The following is a 23,530-nucleotide window of genomic DNA, read 5'->3' as shown; positions in this document are numbered from 1 at the left end:
TTAATTCAAAAACTAAATGTCTAGCAAATTGTCGACTTTTATTTGTCAAAATTGCGGAACTGAAACTTCTCAATACTTTGGGAAATGTCTTAATTGCAACTCATGGAATTCCATTGTTGAAGAAATTAAAAACAAGAGCTCAAAATATCAAGATATAAAAAATAGTAAGAAAGCTATACCTTTTAATGAAATTTCATTTAAAAAAATATCAAGATTTACTACAGGATTCAAGGAATTTGATCGAGTTCTTGGAGGTGGAATAGTCCCTGGATCTGTTGTTTTACTTGGGGGAGAACCAGGAATAGGTAAAAGCACAATAGTTCTTCAGTCAGCGGGGAAAATATCTCTTAATGAGAAAGTTTTATACGTAACTGCAGAAGAATCTTTAGAACAAGTAAAAATTAGATGGGAAAGATTAAATCAAAAAAGCATTGATTTAAAAATTTTTGCAGAAACTAATCTATCTCTAATAATTGAAGAGATCAAACGTTTAAATCCAAGTTTCGCAATTATTGATAGTATTCAAGCCATCCATAATCATGAGATGCAAAGTTCTCCGGGATCAGTTTCACAAGTTAGAGCATGTTCATCTGAATTACAAAATCTTGCAAAAGACAATAATATTGCACTTCTAATAATTGGTCATGTAACCAAAGATGGTGCTTTAGCTGGTCCTAAAACTCTAGAGCATCTAGTTGATACAGTAATCAACTTTGAAGGAGATAATATTTCCTCACATCGATTTCTTAGAAGTATAAAAAATCGATTTGGGTCGACCTTTGAAATTGGAATTTTTGAAATGCTTGAAGAGGGTTTACGAGAGATAAAAAACCCGAGTTCAATTTTTACAAATAAAGAAAATATTTCAGGTGTAACAACTACGATTACAAATGAAGGCACTCGACCATTAGCTGTTGATATACAAGCACTTGTAAATAAAACTTTCTACAGTAACCCAAGACGAACTACAACTGGAATTAGCATAAATAGATTACATCAAATTCTTGCTGTTATCGAAAAACACGTAGGTATAAAATTATCTGAATTTGATTGTTATGTAGCTACTGGTGGGGGTTTTGAGATTAATGATCCTTCATCTGATTTAGGAGTAGCAATATCAATTTTATCAAGTTTGAAAAATATTCCTCCTTTGGCAAATAGCTCATTTATTGGGGAATTGGGTTTAAGCGGTCAGGTTAGAAAATCGAATAACCTTCGAACAAAGATAGAAGAAGCTGTAAGACTAGGGATCAAAAATGTTGTAGTGCCAAAATTAGAGGAGGAGCTAAATAATAATTTTCAAAATTTAATAAATATCAAAGAGATTTCCAATATTAAAGAAGCAGTTGACTATTCTTTATCTGAGTGAAAAGTATTATAGATACATATCGATTGAACTTCTTCCTGAGTTTTTCAACCAGTTCTCAATATCTAGGTATCCACCTGGATATAATCTAACTGCTTTAGACCAGACTTCAGCAGCTTTATCAAACCAAATATCTCTCTGATCTAGATCGCCATTTTGCTCAGCATATCTGCCCCTTTTTTCATAAATTAATCCTATATTTTTGAGGCATGATGGCTGTTTGGGATTCTCTATTAATGCTTTTTCATAAGTTTCAATAGATAAATCTTCTTCTCCGTTACTCATATATATTATTGCCATATTTTTTAAAGTCTCACCCCTATCAATTTTATTTTCTTCGAGCAATAAACTCTCTTTGTAATATTCTAATGCTTCGGAATAATCCCCATTATTTTGTGCAGCTAGGCCATCTCTATAATAAATGTATGCCTTTTTTTCTTTCTCTGCAATAGGCATTATTTTAACTATAGATTCGGCAATTACAGTAAAAGCTTTATCAATAAAATTGTCTCTGTTTTGATTACTAGGCACTTCTTTAATTCTAATAAAGTTAATATAGTAATTTAAAAAATAATTATTTAAAAAGTAAATTACATTTATTATTATAGTTAGAAATGAATTTAAGCATTAATTTGCTTCTAAAGAGAAAAATATGGAGAGCATTCAATTAAGCATTACAGGTATGAAGTGCGGAGGTTGCGTTAGTACTGTTGAAAAATTATTGAATAATTCTGATGGTATTGAAAATGTTTCTGTTAACTTACTCACTGAAAGTGCATATTTTGAAATTACCCATAATCATATAGATATAGAAACAGTTCTCGAAAATCTAAAAGATAATGGTTTCCCATCCAAAATTTACATAAATGATTTTTCAAAAAAAATAAATAAAGCAGAATTAGAAAAAAAAAAGAAGTGGAATAATCAATGGATAAAACTTACTTTTTCCTTATTACTTTTATTATTTTCAGGTTTAGGTCATCTTGCAGAAGGAAGTTATATAAATTCCCCAATATTAGGTAATATATTTTTTCACGCATCACTAGCAACATTAGCCCTATTCCTTCCTGGCAGAGGAATAATTATTAATGGCTTTAAATCATTTATTAAGAACCGTCCGAATATGGATTCTTTAGTTGCTCTTGGAGTAACTAGCGCATATACAACAAGTATTCTATCCCTAATATTTCCTGCCACTGGTTTTCCTTGTTTTTTTAATGAACCAGTTATGCTTTTAGGCTTTATACTGATTGGGCGTTTCTTAGAAGAAAGAGCAAAATACCAAACTGGTTCATCTATTGGAGAGTTATTAGATCTTCAACCTGAAATGGCAAATATCTACACAAAAGATAATCAAATAAAGTCTATAAGAGTAAACACTTTAAAACCTGATCAAGAAATTCAAGTTTTAGCAGGAGACAGAGTACCTGCTGACTGCATTGTTACTCAAGGTAATTCATATGTTGATTTTTCACATATTACTGGAGAATCCAAACCTATCGAAGTAAAAAAAGGCGACAACCTATCTAATGGATCTTTAAATCTAAATTCAACTCTTAGACTTAAAGTACAAAAGGTCGGTGGAGATTCATCTCTTGCAAAACTAGTAAGCCTTATTGAGTCTGTAAACTCTAGAAAGCCAGGAATTCAAAGAATTGCTGATGAAATTGCAGGCAAATTTACTTACTTTGTGCTTATTTTTGCTTCATTAACTTTCTTCTTTTGGTGGAAGGGCGCAAGAAACATTTGGCCTGATTTATTAAGTAATAATCATCAATTCATAACTCACTCGAGCCACACACTTCATAGTTCGCTTGGTAGTAATGCTGAGAATTTCCTGAGTTTAGCGATTCAATTGTCAATTGCTGTTTTAGTAATAGCTTGTCCTTGTGCATTAGGTTTAGCGACTCCTACTGTAATAACTGTCGCATCAGGTAAAGCAGCAAAAAAAGGAATTTTATTTAAAGGAGGGGACAAAATAGAGATGGCTTCAAAAATTAATCACATTATTTTTGATAAGACAGGTACTTTAACAAAAGGTAAGCCTTTCATTGTTGACTACAAAAATACCAATGATAATTCATTTTTATTAAGAATAGCTGCCAGTTTAGAGAAGGAAAGCAGACATCCAATCGCGAATGCCTTAATTCAAGAGGCAAAAAAACAAAATTTAAATCTATTTCCAATAAAAGAAATTTTCACTCATTCAGGTAGAGGTATTTCTGGAGAACTTGATTCAGTTGATGGAATTATTAATATTGGCAATGTTGAATGGCTAATAAGCAAAGGAATAATAATTGATAGTGATGCAAAAAAAGTCATTGATAATGAAGAGACAAAAACGAACACCATCATTGGGGTAAGTGTCAAAGATAAATTATTAGGATTTATCTTGTTAGGAGATTTACTCAGAGATGATTCGATTAAAACAGTTCAAAATTTAAGAGATAACAAATTTAAAATCAATATTTTAAGTGGAGATAGAAAACAAACAGTTTTAGCTTTAGCAAAAAAAATTGGTTGTAAAGAAACAGAAGTAGCATGGGATCTTCTGCCTGAAATGAAGCTAAAGACTATTGAAAATCTAAAAATCAATAATAAAGTAGCAATGATTGGCGATGGTATTAATGATGTTCCAGCCTTAGCGTCCTCAGACTTAGGGATTGCGGTGGGATCAGGGACTCAAATAGCCAAGGCAAATGCAGATGTAGTACTAATGGGAGATCAACTAAATGGATTACCTTACGCCTTAAATCTTGCAAAAAAAACTATAAAAAAAATAAAACAAAATCTAACATGGGCTTTTGGTTACAACTTAATAGCTATACCTTTAGCCGCAGGAATTTTATTTCCTAAATACGGTATTCTTCTTACACCCTCAATAGCAGCATTATTGATGGCTACTAGCTCTATTACAGTTGTATTTAATGCTTTATCCTTGGATTAAATGAAAGGAAAATTTATCGTTATTGAGGGTATTGATGGATGTGGTAAGACTACCCAAATAGATGAACTATCCAAATGGCTACCTCATAGTGGTCTTATAAAGAGAGGGTCTAAATTAATTACTACAAGAGAGCCTGGAGGTAGTCTTTTAGGACAAAAAATCAGAGGACTAATTCTTGATAATAATGAAAAAAACAAGCCTTCATCGCTTGCGGAATTATTGCTTTATTCAGCGGATAGAGCTGAACACGTTTCCAAAATTATTACACCTGCTTTAAATAACAATGATTGGGTAATAAGTGATAGATTTTCCGATTCCACTTTGGCTTATCAAGGTTATGGAAGAAATATAAATTTAGAAATAATTAAAACTATTGAATCTATTGTGTGTCAAGGAGAATCTCCTGATCTAACTTTCTTCTTAGAAATTTCTCCAGAAGAGAGCGTATTCCGAAGAAAAAATGAAATTCCAGATAGGATAGAATCAGAAGGTATTAGATTTTTAGAAAAAGTAAATGAAGGCTTCAAACAAATTGCCAAAGAAAAAAACTGGAAAGTAATATCTGCCTCACAAAACGTTCAAACTATTTCTACAGAAATTAAAGAGACCGTACTAAAAAATTTTTCTAATAAAAAATGATTGAGGTTAAAAAAAATAATTTTCAATTTAATCCAGAAGTCGATATCTGTCTTAACAATATAATTAAAAACAAATCGTTTTCTAATGGTTATATATTTTGTGGTGCTGAAGGAGTAGGTAAAAGGCAAACTGCTCTTCGATTTATAAAAGAGATTTTCAAACAATCTTCACAAAGCGAGAATATTGAAAAGAGAATTATAAACAATAATCATCCTGATTTCCTCATTATCGAACCTAATTCTCTTTTGGCAACTAAAAGTTCAAGAAGTACAGATCTCGAAAAAACAACCACAAGTGGATCTGAGATTATTAAGATTGCACAAATACGTAATATCAAAACTTTTCTTGGGCAAAAATCAATCAACTCAGACAAAAAAATTGTTTTAATTATTGATGCCCACCTTCTAAACGAAGCAGCTTCAAATTGCCTTTTAAAAACCTTAGAAGAACCTAGTAATGGTATTTTTATTTTATTAACATCAAAATTAAACCTTCTTTTAGATACGATCATCTCAAGATGTCAAATAGTTAGATTTCGATCTGTTTCTAGTAAACAAATAAAGGCTATTTTGAAAGATTACTTAGATACTTCTAAATTAAATATTAATACAAAATTCAAATTGGAAGATTTAATAAACTCTGCCAATGGATCCCCAACTCAATTATTTAAAAATATTGAAATTTTAAATGATTGTTCAGATGAAATCATAAGAAAATTAGATTATCCAACAAAAAATTGTGTTGAAATATTAGAAATATCTCAATTAATATCGGAAAAACTAGAAATTTATCAACAAATTTGTTTAGTTAATTTAATTCAAACTATGTGGTGGAGAAAGACAAAAAATATTAGTTTAGTTAAGAAACTCGAAAATTTAAAATATCTCTTAAGAAAAAATATTCAACCAAGGTTGGCATGGGAAGTTACTTTTTTAAAAATATCAATGGAAAATATATGAAGTTTAATCAATTACAGAATTTATTAAATCAGGATTTCTTGTTTTAACAAACTCCTGCTTTGCAGTTTCAACTTGAGAACCAATAGGTAATTCAAGACAATAACCAGCTCCATAAACAGTTTTTATGTATATAGGCTTACGTGGATCAGGCTCTAACTTAGTACGTAAATGTCTAATATGCACTCTTATTGTCTCAATATCATCATCAGGTTCATATCCCCATACCTCTTTAAGAATCAATGCTGGTGATACAGTTTGTCCATGTCTTTGTAAAAGACAATGAAGTAATTCAAATTCAAGATGAGTTAGTCTAACCGGAGATTCAAACCACATAGCTTCGAATCTTTCAGGAACAAGGGTAAGAGGGCCATAATTTAGAATTTCTTGCTGATTACTAGAATTTAACTGTGCTCTATTTGTTCTCCTTAATAAAGCTTTTATACGTACATGTAATTCTTCTAGATCAAATGGTTTCGTGATATAGTCATCAGCTCCAGAATTAAAACCAGTAACTTTATCTTTAAGACCTCCTAATGCTGTAATCATTAAAATAGGAATATTTGAAGTTCTTTCATCTCTTCTAAGGCGTTGACATAAAGTCAATCCATCAACACTTGGTAACATTAAGTCTAAGAGAATTAAGTCTGGTGAATATTGAAGTGCTAATGCTTGGCCTTTAATTCCATCTTCAGCTTTTTGGACTTCAAAACCAGAATGTTCTAAATGCCTAGATACTAAATCACGCATATCACGATCATCTTCAATTAAAAGGATTGAAATTTTCATATTTACCTACTATTAAAATTAAATAAATTTTAGTAATATGATTCTCTCAATAATTTAGGAAGATTGCTGAATTAATGTAAACAATTTTATCAATCAATTATATCTATTAAGTCAATAATAGCAGCGTATTAGAAAGAAAAAACGAATTTAGAAATCATTCAAATTTTATAATTTCTTTTGATTTTTTTTAGTATTTCTTAATAATTAGAAGAATATTTACAGAAATGCATTACTAAAAGTGCGTACTAAAAATATTTAAAAATCAAATTACGAGATTTTCTCTAAGTTTTCAAAAAGATTAAAACTGTTTTAATAGTTTTTGAAATTTTATAAGTGTTTAAGCTAATGATTTTTGTCTATATTAAAAAAAATTTATGTATTCATGAAAAAAAAGTTATTAATCTATTCTGATTTATCGAAAAAACAACTGGAAAATCTAAAAGAATTTTATATTCAAAAAAAAGTTGAATCTATGAGTCATGAAGCACTTAAAAAATATGTACTAGAAATCATTTCACATCAGATAAACGATACTATTGGTAAAGAAGAAGAAATGGAGGCATGGAGAGAAATGTCAGATTTTTTTGGAGAGGAATTTGAACTAATTCTTAATGAGATAAAAACAAAATATAGCGAAGATCCAAACAACCTAGACCAAGAAATAGATCATCAGAAAGAAAGATCAGCATTACTTGAGAAAAATAACATAGGTCAAGCGAAAAAGGATATGTGGGATGATTAGTATTTAGTATTTGCTGAAAAGAAAAATTTTGATCTCAATAACAAAAATATATATTTACTATATGTACAAACAAAATATAAGAAAAAAATTTTAATTGGCATTTATTAATTATTGTTGTTCTAAATACTGTTATTAAAAATACAATTTTTATAAGAATATATTAAGAAACAATCAACAGTTTTGTAATACATAAAGTGTTCTAATAAATGTTCTTAATACAATGAATGAATAAGTCCTATAAACTCCTACATTTATTTTTTCTTTCCCAACTACCTGCTTTATGTATTAGAAAATTCATGTATATCCTTTTTCCTTAATTAAGGATATATTGTTAGACTAATATGTCTATTTAACTCATAATTGTATATTCTTTATTTTCATCAGTTGAAAAACAAAATATAAGAAAAAAATTTAAGTTTTTATGTAAATAATGAGGAAAATTAAGAATTACTTTTTAGATCTTTTTAATAAAAGGATATTTAGGTTTTTTGGAGTTGGAATTATTGGAGAAATATTTTATTTATTATTGTTTTCATTATTTACATTATTAAATTTTAAAAGTACTTTTTCTGTTTTACTATCTGGAATAATTTGTATTTTCTTTAATTCATATATGCATGCCAAATTTAGTTTTAGGATGGATTTTCATTTCAAGTTCCTTTTTCAATATATTACTATTCAATTATTTTGTATCTTTAGCACTTACATCCTTAGTTTTTTATTTGTTTGGATAGGTATGAATAATTTATCAATTGCGTTTGCGACACTAATAATATGGGGAACTTTATCATTTGGATTAATGAACTATTTAGCCAAATGAAAAAGTTTTAATGCTTCTTCTGGAGGATTTTGAAGACTATCATCGAAATTTACAGCAAAATTTCGACAAGTTTATTGATAACCTTTTATCACAGCTTGATATTCTCCATAAATCCTATTAGATCTAATTAATTTATCTTTTTTCACAGACTAAAAAAAGTGAAGTTCCGAAAGGAAAATTAATATATTTTTGAAATAAGTTTTCAATTTTTAGCACCAGTATCAAAAACTTATTAAAAAATTTATTCGGCAATCTCACAGATGATTTACCTTTATTTAAAGAGGGAATTAAATAATCAATTTTTGCTTTTAAATAAATTAATGGTGTTAAAAAAGTATTCCAATAATGTAATTGATTAACTATAAAACCATTTTTAATGGCAAGTTTCCTTAAACCTGTTAGGTTGAATCTTCTTACTCCCATGACATTTAAATCATGAGAACTTTTTAAACAAGATAATGCAGCTACGTTTAGGATTAAAATACCATTAGGCTTAAGTAACTGTTTGATATTTTGAAAACTTTCTATTGGATCAATATCTTTATGATAAAGAACATCCATACATAAGACTACATCATAAATCTCATTGTCAATTTTTAAATTATTTAAAGTACATTTTTGTACTGACAATTTTCTTTTCTGACAAAATTCAAACCCTATTGGATGAGGTTCGCACCCGCTAGCTTTATTTATGAAATCATTCTTTTTCAACTCAAATAGCAATCCACCTGTTCCACAGCCAATGTCAAAAATATTAAATGAATATTTTTTCTTCTCTGATTCGTTTCGTAAAACCTTTTGGACTTTTGATAATCTATGTTTAAACCACCAATGATCCTGTTCGACTTCGCCCATAGTTTGATATTCTAAGTCATTCATTTTTAGCCTCCCAAATTCCCTCCTTTAATATTTTACAAACTCTTTGAACATCTCTTTTCCTTAAGTAAGGATTTATTGGTAAGCTTATAATCTCTTGAACTATTTTTTCAGTATTAATTAACGAATAATTATTATTTGATAAAAAAGGTTGCTGGTGACATGCTTTCAAATAATGAATTCCTACGGGTATTTTCTTTGCAAGACAATATTCATATACAAAGTTTCTTATTTCCTTTTTTATTCTTATTACATACAAATGGTAACTATGTAGCCAATTATTACCATCCTTAGGAATAGATATTAAATCTCCAGTTGATAGTAGCTCTTCAAGATAAATTTTATAAAAATTCGCTACTTTTCTTCTTTGAGAAATCCTTTTTTTAATGTCAATAAGTTTTGAAGAAAGTATCAAAGCTTGTATTTCATCTAGCCTACTATTTACTCCTTTTTGCACAGCATAACGCGAATTATCCCATCCATAGAATCTTAATCTTCTTGAATAAGTCAATTTTTCTCCTTGTGTTTTTGATATGAATAATCCTCCATCACCACAAGCTGCAAGATTTTTTGTTGGGTAAAAGCTAAATGCTGATCTGTCTCCAAAAATACCTACGGGTTTTCCCTCATAGAGGGTGCCAAAAGCCTGAGCACAATCTTCTATTAATGGTATCTTGAAATCTCGACAAATTTTCAATAAAGATTTTAGGTCGCACGCCTCTCCATATAAATGAACTGCTATCAAAGCTTTGATCTTTGAATTATTGCTTAATTTATCACGTAAATCATAGGGACTAATTGTAGAGAACTTATCTCCTACATCTATAAAAACAGGAATAGCACCTATTCTAAGAATCGCTGCTACTGTTCCATAAGCTGTATGTGAGGGTACTGCAATTTGATCATTTGTTTTTATATCGCAAGAGAGTAGAGAAAGTTCCAATGCATCAGTTCCAGTGGCTACTCCAATAACTTGCTCTGCATTAATATCTTCACCCATCCAATTCGCAATATTTTCTTCGAATTTCTTGACTCCCTCTCCTAGTATTAATTGTCCACTTTGTTGAACATATTTTGAAGCTCTTACGAAAGAACGATGATAAATTCTAGATTCAGTTTGAGGATAATTAAATCTACCCTGCAAACCACTATTCATAATACTCATAAAATAATTGAATTTATTTATTTTCTAAAAAAGATAGTTCCATTAAAAAACATATATCTTTTTTAATTTTACATTATTCTGGAAATCAGCAAAAAATGGGGTTTTGCAAATCTGTTTTGAAAAAAATAATTCGATTTTAATAAGTTTGGTCTAAGTTTTTTTTTTTCTAATTTTAGTGTTAAATAGAAATATTAATTATTAAAAAAAATTGAATAATCTTAAAGATAATTATTATGATTTTTCTATAATTATTCCTGTTTATCATTCTGAGCAGATTATTCCCAACTTGCTGTCCAGATTAAATAAATTAAAATCAAATAAAAAATGGGAAGTTATATTTATAGATGATGGAAGTTCAGATAATAGCTATGAATCATTAATTAAAAATTTGCAAAACACATCTCTGGAAGCAACATTAATACGTCATACTCGTAATTTTGGAGATCATGCTGCAATTCTTACTGCATATAGGCATGCGCAAGGAAAATATTTTATTAATATTGATGATGACTTGCAAAACCCTCCTGAAGAGATTATCAGAATTTACAATTATGCAATAGATAAAAAAATTGATGTCGTATATGGCGATTATATTATTAAGCAACATTCTCTTTGGCGTAACATAGGAAGTAAATTTGCAAATTTTACTGCAAATTTATTACTTGACCTTCCTAAGAAACTTTACTTGTCTAGTTTCAGATGTGTGAGGAGAGAAATTGCTCTTAAAGCTGCTGAATATAATGGACCTTTTGTTTATATTGATGGTTTGCTTTCACAATTAACACAATCAATAGGATCATTAGCCGTTAAACATGATAAGAGAGTAGCAGGAAAAAGTGGATATACATTAAGAAGGCTAATAAGGTTATGGTTAAATATTTTTACAAATTTTTCACTAATGCCTCTTCGTCTAGCCACAATTTTGGGATGTTTTATGGCATTCACTGGTTTTATTGGAGTAATAATTGTTTTAATTGAGAGCCTAATTAATGGAATTATAGTTCGAGGCTGGTTGTCAATTATTTGTGCAACACTTCTTTTCGGAGGTATTCAGTGTTTTTTGATTGGAATTTCAGGTGAGTATCTTGGGAGAGTTCTTATGATAGTTGGAAGTAAGCCACAAAGTAATATTAGAAATATTTATAAGTATTCTCCAAAAAGCTCAAAACAAAACAAGTAATATGCTATAAAAGTAAAATTTAATGAAAATATCTGTAAGAAAAACCTGCTCTGTCTGCGGAAGCAATAATTTAGAAAAAGTATTGGATTTAGGCGATCAGCCATTATGTGACGACTTAATAAAGATAGGCTCTAAAGAAAAATCAAATTTATATCCTTTGCAAATATTTTTATGCACTGAATGCTACACAGCCCATCAACAAATTGAAGTTAGCAAAGAAGTTTTGTTCCCTCAAACTTATCATTATCGAGCAGCAAATACTCCCAGTGTCTTAAGTGGAATGCAAGAATTGGTTAACGAACTATCTACAGTTTTATTTACAAAAAAAAATAACTTAACAGTAGTTGATATAGGTTGTAATGATGGCTCATTATTGAATTTATTTAAAAAGTATAAATTTAAAACAATTGGAGTTGATCCAACCGATGCGATAAAAAAAGCTTCAAAAAATCATAGTACTTATCAATCATATTTTGATATAAATACAGCAGAAAATATTATTAATGAGCATGGAAAACCTGATATCATTACTTTTACAAATTCGTTTGCTCATATTGAAAATCTGCAAGGACTTTTGAAAGGAGTCGAAGTCCTAATGTCAGAAGAAACTATATTGGTTATTGAAAATCATTATCTAGGAACAGTATTAAATACTGGACAGTTTGATACTTTTTACCATGAGCATGTAAGAACTTATAGTGCAAAATCCTTCGAGTATATAGCAAAATCTCTCTCTGCATACATTTGGAAATATTCGTTTCCTGAAAGGTATGGAGGAAATATAAGAGTATTTATAAGTAAGAAAAAACCCATAAATATCTGTTCTACTTTAGATGAATCATGTACTTCTATGAAATTTGAAAAATTGTCAGTTTTTATCTCCGACTGGAAAAAAAGAAAATTAATGGAGATTGAAAATTATGTAAAGCTTACTAAATCTCCAATGACTGGGATAGCATTTCCTGGTAGAGCATCGATACCAATCAACATTCTCAAATTGGATAAAGAATTACTTTCTGCTACTTATGAAATTAAAGGTTCTTTTAAAACCGGTTTTTATATACCTGGAACTAAAATACCAATATTACCAGAAGCAGAATTATTTCATAAAGATGAAAAACCTCCAACGGTATTAAATTTGGCTTGGCATATAGAAGCAGATGTTATTCAAAATTTAAAATCAAACAGTTATACTCCTAAACTCTTAAATATCATTTAATAAAATTAAGTAGTTAAAGTTTTTCATGAATATACTTTTAAAAAAAAATTATTTAGGCTCGATGTATTTTAGGATTTTTTGTTATCTCGTAATATCTATCATTTATTTTATTTATATGAGCGAAAAATCTTTGCTCGGTATTGAGTGGCTAGATTTTTTTAGAAAATGGGTAATAAATATTGTTAATAACATTAATCCCGATTTTGATGGTTTTTATTTTGGATTTACTTCAAGAGATTTTATCAATGAATTAGGAGATGAAATTTCAAATAATAGAGTTTATATTTTGCCAATATATCAGAATCTCCATCTGAAATTACTTTCTCTTTTTGGAGGAGAAAATGCAATAATTTTTTATGGCCAATTATTAGATAAAATTGCGGTTTCTCTTTCTGGATTTCTTACAGGTGAAATCATATACGTCTTGTGTATTACTGCAGAAAAATTTAGTCGCACTTTAATCGCAATAACATCATTCAGCTTCTTTTTAACTTCTCCATGGTCATACAGAATGTTATTAGCCCCATGGCAAGAAGTTTATTTCTTATTATTTTTACTTTTAGCGATTTTTTTCGTACAAAGAAAAAGATATAAATTAGCTTTATTATCATATACCCTAGCAGCCTTCTCTCAATATCAATGGTCTTTTATATTAAGTTGTCTCTTTTTAATTTCATCCTTGGCAAATAGATTTTCTAGAAAAAATAGATCTCAAGGGCTTTTTTTACCAAATCAATTGATGAAGCTTAAAAATCTCATTCTTTTGATAAGTATTGGATTATTTCCAACTTTTTCATTATTTTTGCAGAAATTTCTCCTTAATTTATCCTCAAATAATTTTGTCTACGGAGGATCTAATGTAATGTTCAGAATTGGCCTTGATTCTCCAGATAACATAAATCATGGAGGATGGTTGGCGTCGTTTCAATTTTTAGGCGGTAATAGAGTTTCTTCCTGCTTAGAGAATATTAATATTGATTCTTTGATGAGTAGTATGACTTCAAAGATATTTCTTTTGAATTGTCTATTTAGTATTTCTGGAATGGTCATATTATCGATTATAAGCATCATTGGTTATGTGAAATTTTCCAATGCAAATAAGACAGATAGATGGTTCCTTATGCCTATATTCTTGGTATTTTTTACTTTTTGCTTGGTGTTTCAACAGTCATTCGCTGCTCATTTACAAGGATATTCATACATCTTTGGTTTTATATATGCCTGTGGCCTGGTTTATTTCGCAAGTTTTGTATTTAAAAGATTTTTTTCTTTTGTCCCCTCATTATTGCTTTATATACCTTTTTATTTTGGGGTTATACTGACTCATATAAGAGTGAGTTTTTTAACAGGATTAAATGGCTGATTAGGATGTTTAAAAATTTATTAAAAAGTATATTAAATATGAATCTCTTTATTAATATATCTGTTTATAAATTGCAAAGGGAAACCTTTTTAGGAGAATAGTTATTTTTTAATTTTAATAATCACTACTATATGGTTGTTTTAATAAATAGGAGCTTTTAATGTTTGGATAAATTTTTAATGAAGGTTTTAAGTATTAAATACTCTATAACTCCAAAATTTAATTTTGATTATTATTTAAAAATAAACTATCATCTCATCAAAAGTCTTCAGAAGAATTATCTTTATATGTTTATTTTTAAAATTAGGTAATTACTATACATATAGTTAAATTTGAAAATATATATATTAAAATTTATAATTAAAAAATGATTCACAGAAAAGGGATAATTTTAGCGGGTGGAAGTGGAACAAGACTTTCCCCAATAACTAATGCCATTAGTAAACAGTTAGTGCCGATATACGATAAACCAATGATTTACTATCCATTAACAACCCTGATGATGGTTGGTATTAAGGAAATAATGATTATTACTACTAAACGAGATGAAAAAGCTTTTAGAACTTTATTCAAAAATGGGAATCATTTAGGTATTTCAATAAAATATGCTATTCAAGATAATCCTGATGGTATACCTCAGGCATTACTAATAGCTCAAGAATTTATTGGTGATTCTCCAATTGTTCTTGTTCTAGGTGATAATATTTTTCATGGGAGTAATTTAATACAATCCCTAAAGGAAGCCAACTTAGACGACGAAAATTCAACTATATTTGCTTATCCAGTTAAAGATCCAGAAAGATATGGAGTAGTTGAATTTGATGGAAACTATAATGTTTTGAATATTGAAGAAAAACCAAAAGATCCAAAAACAAATTATGCTGTCACTGGTCTATATTTTTATCAAAATCAAGTAATTAAAAAGATTAAAAATCTTAAGCCTTCCAAAAGAGGAGAGCTTGAAATTACAGATCTTAATCAATTACTTTTGTCAGAACATCGACTGAAAATTCAATTATTAGGTAGGGGTGCTGCATGGTTAGATACTGGAACATGCGATTCACTTCACGAAGCCAGTAGTTTTATAAAAATAATAGAACAAAGACAAGGTTTTAAAATAGGTTGTCCAGAAGAAGTTTCATGGCGGCAAAAATGGATTTCTGATCAGCAACTAATCAAGTTATCAAAATCCCTTTTAAAAAGCGGTTATGGGGAATACCTTATGCAATTGATAGACTCATCTAATTCAAAAAATAAATATTTATTAGGTAATACTCCTAACAGCATAAAATCTTAAAAATAAAAAAAATAAATGACTGTACTTTTAAAAAACCATTGCAGAGTCCTCATAACTGGTGGTTATGGTTTTATAGGAAGTAATCTGATAAGAAAATTACTGCTAAATTCTTCATTAAACATTTTTAATGTTGACAAATTAGGTTATGCCAGCGACCAGTTTGCAATAAATAATTTACTATCTAAAATGAAAAATGAACAAAAAGAAAGATATAAATTTTTTCATATTAATCTTTGTAATCTTAAAGAAATTGACGAATTAGTTAACTCTGTTAAACCAGATCTAATTTTTCACTTAGCAGCTGAGTCGCACGTTGATAGGTCAATTCAAAGTCCATCAGATTTTATTGATAGTAATATTATTGGTACTTTTAATCTTCTTTATTCTGCAAGAAAATTATTTGATTCTTTTTCTGATGAGGATAAAAATAAATTTAAATTAATTCACGTTAGCACTGATGAAGTTTTTGGAACTCTTGGACTAATGGGACGGTTCTCAGAAATTTCACCTTATTCTCCTAGAAGTCCTTATTCTGCAAGTAAGGCTGCTAGTGATCATTTGGTTAATGCTTGGAATCATACTTATGGATTGCCAACTGTAATTACAAATTGCAGTAATAATTATGGCCCTTGGCAATTTCCCGAAAAATTAATACCATTAGCAATTAATAAAGCGATTAATGGTGAAAACATACCACTATATGGCGATGGCTCAAATGTGAGAGATTGGATCTTTGTAGATGATCATATTGATGCATTAATAATGGTTGCATCTAAAAAAGCATTAATTGGAAAAAGATATTGTATAGGAGGATCAAACGAAAAAACAAATAGAGAAGTTTTAGAAACTATTTGCGAAATATTAGATAAATCAATTTCAAGAGTAACGTCTTTTAAAAAATTAATTACAAATGTAAAAGACAGGCCAGGACATGATTTTAGATATTCAATTGATTCATCTTTGATACAAAATGAATTGGGTTGGGCGCCAAAATATAGTTTCAAACAAGGTATTGAAAAAACTGTTAAATGGTATTTAAAGAATCTAATTTGGTCTCAAGAAATCTTAAAAAATGTTCATCATAATAATTAAGTAAAATTAAAAATATTTAACTTCATATAAAAACTATTAAAGCTGATGCCAAAAATTTATTTTTAAAAATTTAAAGAAAAAGATTTACAAGCCTCTTAATTAGATCTTATGAATATAAAATTAGTGAATAAAATTCTTTCTAAGATATATTTATTTTAATGAAATAATAATCGGAGATTTTTAAAGATTAAACCCGATGATGCATATAGAATATTTTCAAATTAACTCAGTATTCCAAAGAGTAATAAAAATATTTCGACAAGTACTTATTGCTTTTCTAATTATTCCTAATAAAAATCTAATAATGCGATAGAAGTAGACTCGCTATCAAGTAAGTTTTTATTCATCAGAAAAATATATATACGTGAAATAATATAAGAAATTTAATAAATCTTTTATTTGCTTCTAGTTCAATTTATGGATATTAAAAAAAGAGACTTGTGAAGTCTTTTAATAATTTTAAAATTTTTATTAAACTCCCCGGGCGGTCGAGCATTAAACAAAATATGTCTTGATATGAAACAATATGTCATGACATATATGAAAAAAATAAGAAAATGGACGAATATTTTGACGAATAAATTAGTTTTTTATTTTTTTAATTTTTTCTAAATTCCATTTATCAAATATTAATTTCATTTCTCTTTCGTAATATCTTACTTTCTTTGAGAAAGGTAGTTGTTGAACAATTATCCCAAAGGGGAATTTAAAAAAAGAAGAAACATAAACAATATAAAACTCGATAAATGAAGGTTTTGGTGGGATCGGTAAATTTTTTACATATGCCCAATCAATGCATGGTTTTAGTTGCTCATCACTAGCGATAATATTTTTTTTACATCTCCACCAAGAGAATAGATAAATGCAAATAAAAATCGGTAGAGGAAGAAGTCGCAACATTAAATATCAAAGATTATTTTCTTTTCATTAATTCTATAAATGATAGTTTATTTTTTATGGAAATTCTTGATGATACCTCAAAGCACTTCTACTCGGGTAATAATACTCTATGAATTTCAAGTTAATAGGAGGACAATATAGATATAGATCTAGGAGGTCTTATGAAACTATTCAATCAATTCAATGTCCTTCCAAGATACCTAACTGCATTTAATTATGCAGGGTTAAACTTGAATGAGACTCCACAAGAACTAGAAAAATGTAATTCTGAGTTTCAAAACTTTTGGGATAAGGAATGTAGAAAACATCCGACTAATCAGAATTGTTTAATTTATTGCGACTGAGGATAAAAACGTGAGAAATAGCAGGAAAAGTGACTAAAAATCTGGACGAATATTTTTGCTAAAAGATGAATAAAAAGACGAATAATGGACGAATAAAATTTCACTATAGTGTCATTATTCGTCTAGACATTTTTCATTGAGAAGGTAGTCATAGGCAAAAAAAAGTCACCTTTTAGGTGACTTTGCATAACTTTGCATGACTTTTCGAGACTTTAAAACTCCCCGGGCGGGATTCGAACCTGCGACCAATCGATTAACAGTCGATCGCTCTACCGCTGAGCTACCGAGGAATATAAAATGAATTTAACTCTTTAAAGTGCCTTATGACAAGTAGATTAATTAATTATTTTGAAATTTTGATGGTTCTTGCCATCTAGATAAAATACCATTTTTTAATTCTGCTACTGCATCAGCATAAGTTAATTCTTCGTAACGGTGAGTGATCCATAAAGCGGATAAGGGTTTTTTATGGTCACTTGTTAGATTTTTAATAGTTTTTAAAACTTTTAATTGGCTGTTTTGATCAAGTAAAGCTGTAGGTTCATCCAAAAGAATAAGATTTCTATTACTTATAAGAGCGCATGCAATAGTTAAGCGTTGTTTTTGCCCACCGCTTAAAGTATGCACTGGCCTTTTTTCAAAACCATTTAGGCCTACCTTATCAAGCACATATTCAATTTTTTTATTAATTTCATAATTACTTATATCTTGATTAATATTAATAAGCAGTTCACTCCTGCAGTTTGGCATCAATATTTGATGATCAGGATTTTGAAATACCATGCCAATGTTTGCTTTAGAATTAATGATTCCATTTTTGGGTTTAATAATTCCATTAATTAATTTTAAAAGAGTACTTTTTCCACTTCCATTTTTACCAACTACCATCCAAAATCCAGATTGTTTTATTGAGAAATTACATTTAAAAATTAAATTTTCCTCTTTCCCTGGATATGAAAAAGAGACATCTTTGAAATGAATATGAGGTATTTCATTTTCAAAATCATCTCTCATTTATTAAATCAATCTATGTTTAGAGAAAATCCTGGTTTTTTAGATCCTGTTGCTACAGATGATTTTTCATACATCTGCACAGAAATAATTTCTTGAGCTCTTACAGCAATTAATTTATCTTGGACTTTGTCACACCTTAATTCAATCAACTTTGTATTTTCTAAAGTTTCATTCATAGAATTTTTTATTTCATCATAAATTCTCCGAACATCATCAAGTTCTTTCTTCTGAATTGAAAGTGGAAAAGGTGAATATCTGAGACTTAGTTCCAACGAATACATAATAATTATCAAAACACACTTACATAATAATAAATATTCTTCCTCTGAAAGTTATTTTAATTTAAATTCTTTTGGAAAATTATATAAAAGATCTTTAAATCCAATTATTATATAAATAGGAGATTTAATTTTGCAATTTAAATAATTTTTTCATGGAAATAGCAAATGATATAACTTCTCTAGTTGGAAATACCCCGTTAGTAAAATTAAATCGAATCAGAAAGTATTTTGATTGTTATCCAGAAATAATAGCTAAGCTTGAAAGTTTCAATCCATCTGCTTCTGTAAAAGATCGAATTGCTTATTCAATGTTATGTAAAGCTGAAGATGAAGGATTGATAACGCCAGATAAAACTACGTTGATTGAAGCAACAAGTGGAAATACTGGTATAGCACTAGCGATGGTCGCTGCAGCAAAAGGCTATAAATTGATATTAACTATGCCTGATACGATGAGTATTGAAAGAAGGGCTATGTTGAGAGCATATGGAGCTGAATTACAGCTAACTCCAGGGGAGGAAGGAATGAAAGGAGCCTTAGACTTAGCTAATGATTTGTCTTCAAGCATTGCAAATAGCTATCAATTTAATCAATTTGAAAACTTTGCTAATCCAGATATTCATGAAAGAACAACGGCTCAAGAAATATGGGCCCAATCCAACAACAATTTAGATGGACTTGTTACAGGAGTAGGAACAGGAGGAACAATTACTGGATGCGCACGTTTTTTGAAAAAAGTTAATCCAAATTGCAAAATTTATGCTGTAGAGCCAAAAAAAAGTGCTGTCATTTCTGGAGAAAAAGCAGGATCTCATTCAATTCAAGGAATAGGAGCAGGTTTCGTACCGAAAGTACTGAATACCAAATTAATTGATGAAATTATAAAAATAGATGACGATGAAGCATTTTATTATGGGCGTTTATTAGCTCGATTAGAAGGTCTTTTATCTGGCATCAGCAGCGGTGCAGCTCTGGCAGCAACTATAAAAATTGCTGAGAGAAAAGAATTAATAAATAAAAGATTGATAGTTATTCTTCCAAGTTTTGGTGAAAGATATTTATCAACAGCAATGTTTGAATCGAATACTCCAATTCAAGCCAGAAAAGATGGTTATCTTTAATCCATAATTTATAAAAATGGAAAAAAATTTATATGAAGAATTAGGTCTCAAAAAAAATGCAACCAGAAATGAAATTAAATCTTCATATCGTTCTTTAGTTAAGAAACATCATCCTGATGCAGGCGGGAAAAAAGAACGTTTTATTGCAATACAAAATGCATGGGAGACTCTAAATGATCCTATCAAAAAAGAACAATATGATAGAAGTATTTTCTCTTCCAGTTCATCATTTGATTCATTAAATGAAAATTGGGAAGATAAATTTAATTCAAAAAAATATAATTCTTCAATTAAGGACAAAGAGGTGGAAGCTTGGATCAAAGAAATTTATACGCCAATCACTAGATTAATTAATCAAATAATTAAACCTTTGAACAACGAAATAAAAGAACTATCTGCAGATCCATATGATGACCAACTAATGGAAAATTTTTGCATTTACATTAGTATTTCACAAAAGAAAATAGAAAAAGTTGAAAAAATTTATAACAAACAAATAGTTCCAAAGTCTATTTCAGCTTTAGGCCTCGATCTTTATCATTGTTTTTCACAAGTTAAAGATGCACTATCAGAATTTGATAGATATACACAAGGATATGTAGATAATTACTTATTTGATGGTAAGGAAATGATCAAAGAAGCAAAAAGAATCCTATCAAAGATGTCTACAGAGAAAAAAAATAAAAATTTTTAGATACAAAACTTTATTGCAAATATTCTTTAAGTTGTTCTAATTTCAACCAAACATCTGGAACAGGTCTGCGCCATCGAATCTGAGCATATTCATCTTTGACTGAGAGAATCTCTCCAGGACCTTCAAACACATAATTAGGTAAATCGTGATCACTAGCTAGAGCCTCGATACTTTTTATATACTTTTCTCTATCGACAAAAACTAAGCTTCCTTTCTTGAGAGGTTTCTTTGGAATAGAATCTGTCATAAAAAATTCAAGAAAGTTATTTGAAATCTATCATACAAAAACTTGTTTGAAAAATATTAAAAAAAATTCATACCGGCATAATAATTACAAACCTCTAAAAAATTTAATAGCCTTAAATGATAAACATCAATATGATATGCGTCTTTTACTACTTGGCTGCACTGGATTTGTTGGGAAAGAATTAGTTCCAACACTACTCAATGAAAATCACGAAATATACATTGTAAGTAGAAAACCCATAAGTAAATTAAAGGTTGATTTAGATTTCAATAAGTTTAAGTTTTTTCAAATAGATTTATCAAAAGAAAAAAACTGGAATAACGAAAATCTTCTAAATATTTTAAGAGAGACCGATGGAATTATTAACCTGATGGGAGAACCCATAGCAGAAAAAAAATGGACTTCTGAACAAAAACAGGAGATTGAAAATAGTCGTATTAACACAACAACATTTATGATGAAGACACTTAAAAATTTAAAAATTAACCCAAAAGTCATTATAAATGGATCAGCAATAGGTTATTACGGTACAAGTTTGTCTGGGGAATTCACTGAAAATAGTATTGGAGGAAAAGACTTTTTAGCTAATCTTTGCAAAAAATGGGAAGCAGTCGCTGCTGAAAAACCATTTTTCTCAAGGTTAGTTATTTTTAGAATTGGCCTAGTTCTAGAGGCAGATGGAGGAGCATTAGGAAAAATGCTCCCTATATTTAAAGTCGGATTAGGTGGACCAATTGGAGATGGTAAGCAATGGATGAGTTGGATTCATAGAACTGATTTGTGTGCATTAATTACTCAAGCATTAGTTGATAAAAAGTATTCGGGAGTATTTAATGCTGTTGCACCAAATCCAGTATTAATGAGAGAATTTTCCCAGACTTTAGGCAAATGTCTGAATAGACCTAATTTACTTCCAGTACCTGGAGCGGTTTTAAAAATATTGTTAGGAGATGGAGCAAAAGTTGTATTGGAAGGACAAAAAGTAATAAGTAGTAAACTCAAAAATTATACTTTTAAATATCCTCTTCTTGAGAAAGCAATTTACGCCTCCACCAAGAATTAATACCGTTTACTAAAGCACCAATAATAAGAATTGTTATCAATGGAACTATAAGAGGATTCCAAACTGTCTGAATAAAATTAATAAAAATAAATATGCCATTAAATTGCATGATGATTGCAAAAATAAAAAATATTGCAAAAAAAATGACTGTAAATAAATTTATTAATAACAAATTATCGATAATTTGTTTTAACTTATTTTGATTATTCTCCCTAGTCATTTTTTATAACAATATTCATATCATCAACCATTTTAAGACAAGCTTTGTTTTCACCCAGTCTTTTTTTTGCATTTTCATTACATGAGATCATAAACTTCTTATTCAGCTGTAAAAGGTATATTGTTTTTATGATCAATTTTATTGTCTGATTGATTTGATCATTCTTATCTTTATAATTAGTGGCACAAAAAACATATTTTCCAAGCAAACGTCTTTGCGCTTCTGCAAAAGTTTTTGTAAATTGTGGACCTTTACCTTCAATCTGAATAACCGGTTTTCCTAATCCAATCGCTTGCTCTGCTGCTGTTCCTGCCATGCTGATACAGCATCTACTTTTCAATAATATTTTGTCAAAATTATTCCAATATATATTGACTTCTAAAAATTTATATTGGAATTTCAAGAGATTATTATCTTTTATATTTTCTATTTTAAACCATCCTCTTTTTTGAAATATCTCCTTTATTTTTAATGAAGATAGAGAATTAACTATTGCAAAATTAAACTGAATTTTTTGAAAATATCTTAAATCTGACAATACCTCTAATACTTCTAAAATAAAAACAAAATTATCTAAAATCTCAGGGAATCTACTTCCTGGAAATAATCCAATACTAAATTCAGTTTTATTTAATTCTTTGTTTCTTGGGAAAAACTTATCCATAAATGGGTTGCCTAAAAAAGACACTTTCTTTTTTAATTGCAATGTTAAATCATTCGCTGTAAGGGAATCTCTCGTATATATTTTTTTTGCTTTTTGTGAGAGCAAGAAAAATTTAGAAGGCCATGGTAATTTCAACTTCCCTTCATAATGGCTGGAATAAGCAACTAGATATGTAAAAAAATCTTTCTTACAAACCCATGCAAAAAAAACTGGCACAATATCTCCAACTACAAAAAAATAATCATATTTTTTTTTTATTTTAAAAGTTAAATATAATTTTTTTAAAACATAAAATATTTCTCCGCCTAATATCTCAGTAAGTCTTCCTTTGAAAGAATTATAGCCAATTCCTCCAGTTCTAAATTCTTTAGTTTTACCGATAATCTTAATTTGTTCTTTTTCGTAATGGTTTCCCATACCAACAATTGGCAAAGCATGAACAGAATAACCACTTTTTACGAATTCCTTAGCTATTAAACTGCCAGATAGATCTTCTCCATGCCCATTACTTAGTATTAAAATCTTAAACAA

The 23,530-nt window shown here is 29.0% G+C and carries 24 protein-coding genes and 1 tRNA gene; 14 read left to right on the top strand and 11 right to left on the bottom strand.

Translation table 11 applies throughout. The annotated features are described in order from the left end of the window. Window positions 1-16: 16 nt before the first annotated feature. Entirely contained in the window at window positions 17-1,369 is a 1,353-nt protein-coding gene (gene radA / locus HA140_RS00755; protein ID WP_209039327.1) for a DNA repair protein RadA, read from the top strand. Between the two features lie 6 nt (window positions 1,370-1,375). Here the strand turns inward: radA and HA140_RS00750 are convergent, their stop codons facing one another. After that, a complete protein-coding gene (locus HA140_RS00750; RefSeq protein ID WP_025913995.1) occupies window positions 1,376-1,897 on the bottom strand; it encodes a photosystem I assembly protein Ycf3 in 522 nt (173 codons plus the stop codon). A gap of 121 nt (window positions 1,898-2,018) precedes the next feature. Between HA140_RS00750 and HA140_RS00745 the strand changes: the two genes are divergently transcribed. Genes HA140_RS00745 through HA140_RS00735 form a run of 3 tightly spaced genes read left to right on the top strand, consistent with a single transcriptional unit; the run spans window position 2,019 to window position 5,911 of the window. Beyond that, window positions 2,019-4,313, top strand: coding sequence for a heavy metal translocating P-type ATPase (locus HA140_RS00745; RefSeq protein WP_209039326.1), 2,295 nt, complete (start codon window positions 2,019-2,021; stop codon window positions 4,311-4,313). Next, a complete protein-coding gene (gene tmk, locus HA140_RS00740; protein ID WP_209039325.1) occupies window positions 4,314-4,952 on the top strand; it encodes a dTMP kinase in 639 nt (212 codons plus the stop codon). Beyond that, window positions 4,949-5,911, top strand: a complete 963-nt coding sequence (locus HA140_RS00735) for a DNA polymerase III subunit delta' (RefSeq protein ID WP_209039324.1) — start codon at window positions 4,949-4,951, stop codon at window positions 5,909-5,911. The genes tmk and HA140_RS00735 overlap by 4 nt, the downstream gene beginning before the upstream one ends. A gap of 3 nt (window positions 5,912-5,914) precedes the next feature. On the opposite strand, the gene HA140_RS00730 is transcribed toward HA140_RS00735, so the two are convergent. Further along, window positions 5,915-6,697: a response regulator transcription factor gene (locus HA140_RS00730; RefSeq protein WP_209039323.1), complete on the bottom strand. Its 783-nt coding sequence runs from the start codon at window positions 6,695-6,697 to the stop codon at window positions 5,915-5,917. Window positions 6,698-7,079: 382 nt separating this feature from the next. Between HA140_RS00730 and HA140_RS00725 the strand changes: the two genes are divergently transcribed. Beyond that, on the top strand, window positions 7,080-7,439 hold the full coding sequence (locus tag HA140_RS00725) for a DUF7326 family protein (RefSeq protein ID WP_209039322.1): 360 nt from the start codon (window positions 7,080-7,082) through the stop codon (window positions 7,437-7,439). Window positions 7,440-8,391: 952 nt separating this feature from the next. On the opposite strand, the gene HA140_RS00720 is transcribed toward HA140_RS00725, so the two are convergent. Beyond that, a complete protein-coding gene (locus HA140_RS00720; protein WP_209039321.1) occupies window positions 8,392-9,138 on the bottom strand; it encodes a class I SAM-dependent methyltransferase in 747 nt (248 codons plus the stop codon). Continuing rightward, a complete protein-coding gene (locus HA140_RS00715; protein WP_209039320.1) occupies window positions 9,131-10,300 on the bottom strand; it encodes a DegT/DnrJ/EryC1/StrS family aminotransferase in 1,170 nt (389 codons plus the stop codon). The genes HA140_RS00720 and HA140_RS00715 overlap by 8 nt, the downstream gene beginning before the upstream one ends. A 208-nt stretch (window positions 10,301-10,508) precedes the next feature. On the opposite strand from HA140_RS00715, the gene HA140_RS00710 reads away from it, so the two are divergent. The 5 genes from HA140_RS00710 (at window position 10,509) to rfbB (ending at window position 16,451) form a co-directional block, all read left to right on the top strand. Next, window positions 10,509-11,480, top strand: a complete 972-nt coding sequence (locus tag HA140_RS00710; RefSeq protein WP_209039319.1) for a glycosyltransferase family 2 protein — start codon at window positions 10,509-10,511, stop codon at window positions 11,478-11,480. A 22-nt stretch (window positions 11,481-11,502) separates the two neighbouring features. After that, window positions 11,503-12,699: a class I SAM-dependent methyltransferase gene (locus tag HA140_RS00705; RefSeq protein ID WP_209039318.1), complete on the top strand. Its 1,197-nt coding sequence runs from the start codon at window positions 11,503-11,505 to the stop codon at window positions 12,697-12,699. A gap of 115 nt (window positions 12,700-12,814) precedes the next feature. After that, on the top strand, window positions 12,815-14,062 hold the full coding sequence (locus HA140_RS00700) for a hypothetical protein (protein ID WP_209039317.1): 1,248 nt from the start codon (window positions 12,815-12,817) through the stop codon (window positions 14,060-14,062). 367 nt (window positions 14,063-14,429) lie between these two features. After that, on the top strand, window positions 14,430-15,359 hold the full coding sequence (rfbA, locus tag HA140_RS00695; protein ID WP_209039316.1) for a glucose-1-phosphate thymidylyltransferase RfbA: 930 nt from the start codon (window positions 14,430-14,432) through the stop codon (window positions 15,357-15,359). A 15-nt stretch (window positions 15,360-15,374) separates the two neighbouring features. Next, on the top strand, window positions 15,375-16,451 hold the full coding sequence (rfbB, locus tag HA140_RS00690; RefSeq protein ID WP_209039315.1) for a dTDP-glucose 4,6-dehydratase: 1,077 nt from the start codon (window positions 15,375-15,377) through the stop codon (window positions 16,449-16,451). A 582-nt stretch (window positions 16,452-17,033) separates the two neighbouring features. On the opposite strand, the gene HA140_RS00685 is transcribed toward rfbB, so the two are convergent. Further along, the gene (locus tag HA140_RS00685; protein WP_209039314.1) at window positions 17,034-17,351 is read right to left on the bottom strand and encodes a hypothetical protein; all 318 of its coding nucleotides are present in this window, start codon (window positions 17,349-17,351) and stop codon (window positions 17,034-17,036) included. A gap of 161 nt (window positions 17,352-17,512) precedes the next feature. On the opposite strand from HA140_RS00685, the gene HA140_RS00680 reads away from it, so the two are divergent. Next, window positions 17,513-17,695, top strand: a complete 183-nt coding sequence (locus HA140_RS00680) for a hypothetical protein (RefSeq protein ID WP_209039313.1) — start codon at window positions 17,513-17,515, stop codon at window positions 17,693-17,695. 218 nt (window positions 17,696-17,913) lie between these two features. On the opposite strand, the gene HA140_RS00675 is transcribed toward HA140_RS00680, so the two are convergent. The 3 genes from HA140_RS00675 to HA140_RS00665 all read right to left on the bottom strand — a co-directional run bounded on the left by HA140_RS00675 (window position 17,914) and on the right by HA140_RS00665 (window position 18,990). Continuing rightward, window positions 17,914-17,985: transfer RNA gene (locus HA140_RS00675), tRNA-Asn, on the bottom strand. A 49-nt stretch (window positions 17,986-18,034) separates the two neighbouring features. Further along, a complete protein-coding gene (locus tag HA140_RS00670; RefSeq protein WP_209039312.1) occupies window positions 18,035-18,709 on the bottom strand; it encodes an ABC transporter ATP-binding protein in 675 nt (224 codons plus the stop codon). 8 nt (window positions 18,710-18,717) lie between these two features. Then, complete coding sequence (locus HA140_RS00665) at window positions 18,718-18,990, bottom strand: hypothetical protein (protein ID WP_209039311.1); 273 nt, start codon at window positions 18,988-18,990, stop codon at window positions 18,718-18,720. A 152-nt stretch (window positions 18,991-19,142) separates the two neighbouring features. On the opposite strand from HA140_RS00665, the gene cysK reads away from it, so the two are divergent. Continuing rightward, window positions 19,143-20,111, top strand: a complete 969-nt coding sequence (cysK, locus tag HA140_RS00660) for a cysteine synthase A (RefSeq protein WP_209039310.1) — start codon at window positions 19,143-19,145, stop codon at window positions 20,109-20,111. A 16-nt stretch (window positions 20,112-20,127) separates the two neighbouring features. Further along, the gene (locus HA140_RS00655) at window positions 20,128-20,805 is read left to right on the top strand and encodes a J domain-containing protein (RefSeq protein ID WP_209039309.1); all 678 of its coding nucleotides are present in this window, start codon (window positions 20,128-20,130) and stop codon (window positions 20,803-20,805) included. Window positions 20,806-20,815: 10 nt separating this feature from the next. On the opposite strand, the gene HA140_RS00650 is transcribed toward HA140_RS00655, so the two are convergent. Continuing rightward, the gene (locus tag HA140_RS00650) at window positions 20,816-21,052 is read right to left on the bottom strand and encodes an NAD(P)H-quinone oxidoreductase subunit O (protein ID WP_209039308.1); all 237 of its coding nucleotides are present in this window, start codon (window positions 21,050-21,052) and stop codon (window positions 20,816-20,818) included. 136 nt (window positions 21,053-21,188) lie between these two features. On the opposite strand from HA140_RS00650, the gene HA140_RS00645 reads away from it, so the two are divergent. After that, window positions 21,189-22,115 carry a TIGR01777 family oxidoreductase gene (locus HA140_RS00645; RefSeq protein WP_209040207.1) on the top strand — a complete coding sequence of 309 codons (927 nt, stop codon included), beginning with the start codon at window positions 21,189-21,191 and terminating at the stop codon, window positions 22,113-22,115. On the opposite strand, the gene HA140_RS00640 is transcribed toward HA140_RS00645, so the two are convergent. Then, window positions 22,066-22,335: a hypothetical protein gene (locus HA140_RS00640; protein WP_209039307.1), complete on the bottom strand. Its 270-nt coding sequence runs from the start codon at window positions 22,333-22,335 to the stop codon at window positions 22,066-22,068. The genes HA140_RS00645 and HA140_RS00640 overlap by 50 nt on opposite strands. Further along, entirely contained in the window at window positions 22,328-23,530 is a 1,203-nt protein-coding gene (locus HA140_RS00635; protein ID WP_209039306.1) for a lipid-A-disaccharide synthase-related protein, read from the bottom strand. The genes HA140_RS00640 and HA140_RS00635 overlap by 8 nt, the downstream gene beginning before the upstream one ends.

Source organism: Prochlorococcus marinus CUG1417 (assembly GCF_017695975.1).
Lineage (GTDB): Bacteria > Cyanobacteriota > Cyanobacteriia > PCC-6307 > Cyanobiaceae > Prochlorococcus_A > Prochlorococcus_A marinus_AG.
This window is presented reverse-complemented; position numbering and strand designations above follow the sequence as displayed.

What these genes read in the sequence shown, in the direction of transcription:
- radA (WP_209039327.1), top strand. Translation starts at nt 17, where the DNA reads ATGTCTAGCAAATTGTCGACTTTTATTTGTCAAAATTGCGGAACTGAA.
- HA140_RS00745 (WP_209039326.1), top strand. Translation starts at nt 2,019, where the DNA reads ATGGAGAGCATTCAATTAAGCATTACAGGTATGAAGTGCGGAGGTTGC.
- tmk (WP_209039325.1), top strand. Translation starts at nt 4,314, where the DNA reads ATGAAAGGAAAATTTATCGTTATTGAGGGTATTGATGGATGTGGTAAG.
- HA140_RS00735 (WP_209039324.1), top strand. Translation starts at nt 4,949, where the DNA reads ATGATTGAGGTTAAAAAAAATAATTTTCAATTTAATCCAGAAGTCGAT.
- HA140_RS00730 (WP_209039323.1), bottom strand. Translation starts at nt 6,697, where the DNA reads ATGAAAATTTCAATCCTTTTAATTGAAGATGATCGTGATATGCGTGAT.
- HA140_RS00725 (WP_209039322.1), top strand. Translation starts at nt 7,080, where the DNA reads ATGAAAAAAAAGTTATTAATCTATTCTGATTTATCGAAAAAACAACTG.
- HA140_RS00720 (WP_209039321.1), bottom strand. Translation starts at nt 9,138, where the DNA reads ATGAATGACTTAGAATATCAAACTATGGGCGAAGTCGAACAGGATCAT.
- HA140_RS00715 (WP_209039320.1), bottom strand. Translation starts at nt 10,300, where the DNA reads ATGAGTATTATGAATAGTGGTTTGCAGGGTAGATTTAATTATCCTCAA.
- HA140_RS00705 (WP_209039318.1), top strand. Translation starts at nt 11,503, where the DNA reads ATGAAAATATCTGTAAGAAAAACCTGCTCTGTCTGCGGAAGCAATAAT.
- HA140_RS00700 (WP_209039317.1), top strand. Translation starts at nt 12,815, where the DNA reads ATGAGCGAAAAATCTTTGCTCGGTATTGAGTGGCTAGATTTTTTTAGA.
- rfbA (WP_209039316.1), top strand. Translation starts at nt 14,430, where the DNA reads ATGATTCACAGAAAAGGGATAATTTTAGCGGGTGGAAGTGGAACAAGA.
- rfbB (WP_209039315.1), top strand. Translation starts at nt 15,375, where the DNA reads ATGACTGTACTTTTAAAAAACCATTGCAGAGTCCTCATAACTGGTGGT.
- HA140_RS00685 (WP_209039314.1), bottom strand. Translation starts at nt 17,351, where the DNA reads ATGTTGCGACTTCTTCCTCTACCGATTTTTATTTGCATTTATCTATTC.
- HA140_RS00680 (WP_209039313.1), top strand. Translation starts at nt 17,513, where the DNA reads ATGAAACTATTCAATCAATTCAATGTCCTTCCAAGATACCTAACTGCA.
- HA140_RS00670 (WP_209039312.1), bottom strand. Translation starts at nt 18,709, where the DNA reads ATGAGAGATGATTTTGAAAATGAAATACCTCATATTCATTTCAAAGAT.
- HA140_RS00665 (WP_209039311.1), bottom strand. Translation starts at nt 18,990, where the DNA reads ATGTATTCGTTGGAACTAAGTCTCAGATATTCACCTTTTCCACTTTCA.
- cysK (WP_209039310.1), top strand. Translation starts at nt 19,143, where the DNA reads ATGGAAATAGCAAATGATATAACTTCTCTAGTTGGAAATACCCCGTTA.
- HA140_RS00655 (WP_209039309.1), top strand. Translation starts at nt 20,128, where the DNA reads ATGGAAAAAAATTTATATGAAGAATTAGGTCTCAAAAAAAATGCAACC.
- HA140_RS00650 (WP_209039308.1), bottom strand. Translation starts at nt 21,052, where the DNA reads ATGACAGATTCTATTCCAAAGAAACCTCTCAAGAAAGGAAGCTTAGTT.
- HA140_RS00645 (WP_209040207.1), top strand. Translation starts at nt 21,189, where the DNA reads ATGCGTCTTTTACTACTTGGCTGCACTGGATTTGTTGGGAAAGAATTA.
- HA140_RS00640 (WP_209039307.1), bottom strand. Translation starts at nt 22,335, where the DNA reads ATGACTAGGGAGAATAATCAAAATAAGTTAAAACAAATTATCGATAAT.